The sequence below is a fragment of the Coleofasciculus sp. genome (genome assembly GCF_046539235.1).
In the GTDB taxonomy this organism is placed as follows: domain Bacteria; phylum Cyanobacteriota; class Cyanobacteriia; order Cyanobacteriales; family Coleofasciculaceae; genus Coleofasciculus.
Genome location: NZ_JBKHHI010000510.1, coordinates 1 through 4173 on the forward strand (window position 1 = coordinate 1; position 4173 = coordinate 4173).

Below are 4173 nucleotides of genomic sequence, written 5' to 3' on the forward strand. Positions count from 1 at the left end.
ACTCCCTCGACAGGACTGGACTAGAGCGCTACAGTTGAAGCATAGCACTACAGTATTGAATCAGGGTGTTCAGGCGATCGCGGATGATAGCCACCCTAGACTGAACGGTTGCAGCATGTCGCGCCGTCCGCAACATTAACATATCAGTTTCTAGCAGTCGGATATGTCTATGAATTTCGGTTTGCCGAGACTGCCATAGTGATACTTGTTCCTGATTAACCTCATCGGGATTGAGCGTGATAATTCGCCCTTGAAAGAGCTGTTTCGCCGCCTGGAAACGCTCCTGAATCTCGGTTTTGTCTAACTCTTGACTCTGGGTGCAGGCGTGCAGGTCGTCTAGGACTTGTTTAAAGTCCTGATAGGATTGCCGTTGGGAGGGGACTAACATGATCAGACAGGTTGGTCTAGAATAAATGTAAAGAATCTTGTATTTTTGTTTATAAATGCAAGAATTTGCCACCAAGCTGAAGATCAGGTTTCAGTCTGAGAGTCAGCGGGCATTCTCATCGCCGAGTAACCAAGGTAGGGACTATCTGTCAAAACTGATTTCTCCGAAAACAGTTACTGTTTGCTGTCTTAGCGACCAGATATTGACAACCATCCGCAAAAATTTTAGCGTGTTGGCTTCAACCCAGTCCTTTGGTTATTCAAGATTTTACGGGAAATGAAGTCCGTGACAGAAGTTACCTGTTACTTCTGTATGGGGTAACCAGGGTGGATATTTGGTAGTCCATGTTACTATTTCTCATCTAGGTCTGATTACTATACGGATATTCTAGGGAATTTTGACCCATTTCTGGAATTCACATACCACTAAACAGAGATCTTACTGCCATTACCGTTCAACCATCCTTATTATTTATAGATCTGTCAGGGAAAGAATTATGAGTGCCACTGTCCTAACCACCACCTATAACCTAGACGTTCCCGACTGGTTGCAGGACTGTTTATCAACAGCCTCTGCCACCTCTGACCCATCAACGCCGGATGACGCGGCGTTAGTGGTGCGGGCGTTTGAATTTGCTTATCAACTGCATTCGGAACAATATCGAGCCTCTGGAGAACCTTATATCGCCCATCCCGTAGCCGTTGCTGGCTTATTAAGAGATTTAGGCGGCAACAGTACGATGATGGCGGCGGGCTTACTCCATGATGTGGTCGAAGATACGGATGTCACGCCGGACGAGATTGAATCAATTTTTGGTGCAGAGGTTCGCCATTTAGTTGAAGGTGTTACCAAACTCTCCAAATTTAACTTCTCCAGTAAAACCGAACGCCAAGCCGAAAACTTTCGCCGCATGTTCCTGGCTATGGCGAAGGATATCCGCGTGATTGTGGTCAAGTTAGCAGACCGCCTGCATAATATGCGGACATTAGAACATCTTAAGCCACAAAAACAGCGTGCGATCGCCCAGGAAACCCGAGAGATTTTTGCCCCCTTAGCTAATCGCTTGGGGATTGGGCGGCTTAAGTGGGAGTTAGAAGATTTATCCTTTAAGTACTTAGAACCGAATGCTTATCGCAAAGTACAGGAACTGGTTGCCGAACGGCGTCAAGACCGGGAGGAACGATTAACCCAGGTTTCGCAAATTCTGCGAGGGCGTCTCGATCAGATGGGCATTCGATGTGTGGACTTGAATAGTCGTCCTAAGCATCTGTATGGAATTTATCAGAAGATGCAGCGCCGCAATAAGGAATTTCACGAAATTTATGATTTAGCGGCGATGCGGATCATCGTGGAGACCAACGAAGGGTGCTATCGGGCATTAGCTGTCGTCCATGATGCCTTTCGACCGATTCCAGGTCGGTTTAAAGATTATATTGGCTTACCTAAACCTAATCGTTATCAGTCTCTACATACAGGCGTGATTGGCTTCCATGGGCGTCCCATTGAAGTGCAGATTCGTACCCTGGAAATGCATCGGATTGCCGAATATGGGATTGCCGCACATTGGAAGTATAAAGAAACTGGGACGTCTGATCCAACCCGGATTGGCGCAGACGATGACAAGTTTACCTGGTTGCGGCAGTTGCTGGAATGGCAGAATGACCTGAAAGATGACCATGAGTATATTGAAAGTGTCAAAGATAATTTATTTGACGATGATGTCTACGTCTTTACCCCCGATGGAGATGTGATACCCCTGAGTCGGGACGCAACGCCTATAGACTTTGCCTATCGGATTCACACTGAGATTGGTAATCACTGTGCTGGGGTGAGAATTAATGGTCAATGGCGAGTTCTGGATACGCCGTTAAAAAATGGGGATATTGTGGAAATTATCACCCAGAAAAATAGTCACCCCAGTTTAGACTGGTTGAACTTCGTCGTTACGCCCAGTGCCAGAAATCGGATTCGCCAATGGTACAAGCGATCGCACCGCGATGAAAATGTGGCGCGAGGTCGAGAATTGCTGGAGAAGGAATTGGGTAAAAATGGATTTGAATCCTTGCTCAAATCAGAACCCATGCAATCCGTAGCCGAACGCTGTAATTATCAAAATGCTGAAGATTTACTGGCGGCATTGGGGTATGGAGAAGTGACCCTGAATTTAGTGGTCAATCGGTTGCGCGATGCAGTAAAAGCCCCACAACCCCTGGAAACCGAACCCGAAGAAATCGAAGATTTACTTCCATCATTACCGACGGCGAGGGAAACAAGTGAACAGTGGGCAATTAAAGGCGAACCCATTGCCGGCGTCGAGGGATTGATGCATCGGATTGCTGGGTGTTGTAATCCAGTTCCCGGCGAACCTATTCTGGGTGTCGTTACCCGATTGCGAGGAATTTCGATTCATCGTCAAGGCTGTCCCAATGTGGAAAATATTGAGGGAGACCGATTAGTTCCGGTGAATTGGAATCCGACGGATCAAGAGAGTGGGCGTCCGCAAACCTATCCGGTTAATATTCAAATTGAAGTGTTGGATCGGGTCGGGGTTTTAAAGGATATTCTTTCCCGCTTAAGTGATCATCATATCAATGTGCGGAAAGCTCAGGTGAAAACTCAAGACGGTAAACCGGCGTTGATTGATTTGTGTATCGATATTCGGGATTACGGACAATTGCAGCAAAGTTTTGCTCAAATTAAAAAGATGAGCGATATTTTGAATCTGCGCCGGATCAGCGATATTAATGAGTAAAATCGTAGTCCTATACATCGATTCTCCAGAAAATGCCTATGCAACTAGCCTGATTAGGATAGAGTGTTGGGATCAATGCCCAACTCTTGTAATTTAGCTATTAACATCTGATTGCGTTGCCGTTCTTCCTCTAGCTGATTTGCCATCGCATCAGCCCGTTGGCGTTCTTGTTCGGCTTGTTCTGAACTCCACGATAATAGGTTTCCCGACTCGTCCCACCAGCGTAACCAGGGGATTGTTAAGCCTAATCGGGTGCCATGCCAGATGCCTAAAAATAGTTCTAATTCAGGAATCCAGTAGCGTCCTTCCTCTGTGGGTTGTTGCACTACGTATTGATTATCTTGTAATTGGCGGACTTCTAGGACTACGGCTAGGGACTCAAAGATCACATAGGTAGGAACTTTGAGAATTTTCTCATAGAAAAATAACTTCCCATAAGGGAAACTGGGTCGTATGGAGTATTCTCCCGCTTCAGTGTCTGACAAAAACTCCATCACAACCCCAACTGGATTGCCTTCCAGATTGGGTGTATAGCGGCGGCGAATTTCTCCTTCTGGAACGGGTAATACCTGGGGTACATACAGCCAGTCTGGCGCCTTGATCACGATGTTCCCATTAACTGCCCCCACAAGCCCGAAATTAGAGGCGATTAACATTTGCGAATTCAGGCGATTGGCTGCACCTAAAGCGTCTGTTAGGGCGGCGGCGAGGAACGGTTCTTGAAGATTTCCCACAGACTCATCAGACATAGGATAGTGTTCACAGTTTGACTACAGCTTTCTTTCATCCTACCGACTCAGGGCGATCGCAGATTCAGGGAATTTGCTCACCAACCGATATACTGAATTGATAGGTTAGGACAAGGTGTTGGGATCAATACCCAACTCTTGCAATTTTGCGATCAACGCCTGATTACGTTGCCGTTCTTGCTCTAGGTTATTGGTTACAGCGTCAGCCCGTTGGCGTTCTTGTTCGGCACGTTGGCGTTCTTGTTCGGCACGTTGGCGTTCTTGTTCGGCACGTTGGCGTTCTT

The 4173-nt window shown here is 46.7% G+C and carries 3 protein-coding genes; 1 reads left to right on the top strand and 2 read right to left on the bottom strand.

The annotated features are described in order from the left end of the window. Positions 1–28: 28 nt before the first annotated feature. Positions 29–388: a heterocyst frequency control protein PatD gene (patD, locus tag ACLFWI_RS27670; protein ID WP_446415602.1), complete on the bottom strand. Its 360-nt coding sequence runs from the start codon at positions 386–388 to the stop codon at positions 29–31. 496 nt (positions 389–884) lie between these two features. Here patD and ACLFWI_RS27675 point away from each other — a divergent pair, with 496 nt between their 5' ends. Beyond that, positions 885–3140: a RelA/SpoT family protein gene (locus ACLFWI_RS27675; RefSeq protein ID WP_446415603.1), complete on the top strand. Its 2256-nt coding sequence runs from the start codon at positions 885–887 to the stop codon at positions 3138–3140. A 53-nt stretch (positions 3141–3193) separates the two neighbouring features. Here the strand turns inward: ACLFWI_RS27675 and ACLFWI_RS27680 are convergent, their stop codons facing one another. Then, positions 3194–3889, bottom strand: coding sequence for a Uma2 family endonuclease (locus ACLFWI_RS27680; protein WP_446415604.1), 696 nt, complete (start codon positions 3887–3889; stop codon positions 3194–3196). Positions 3890–4173 lie beyond the last annotated feature (284 nt).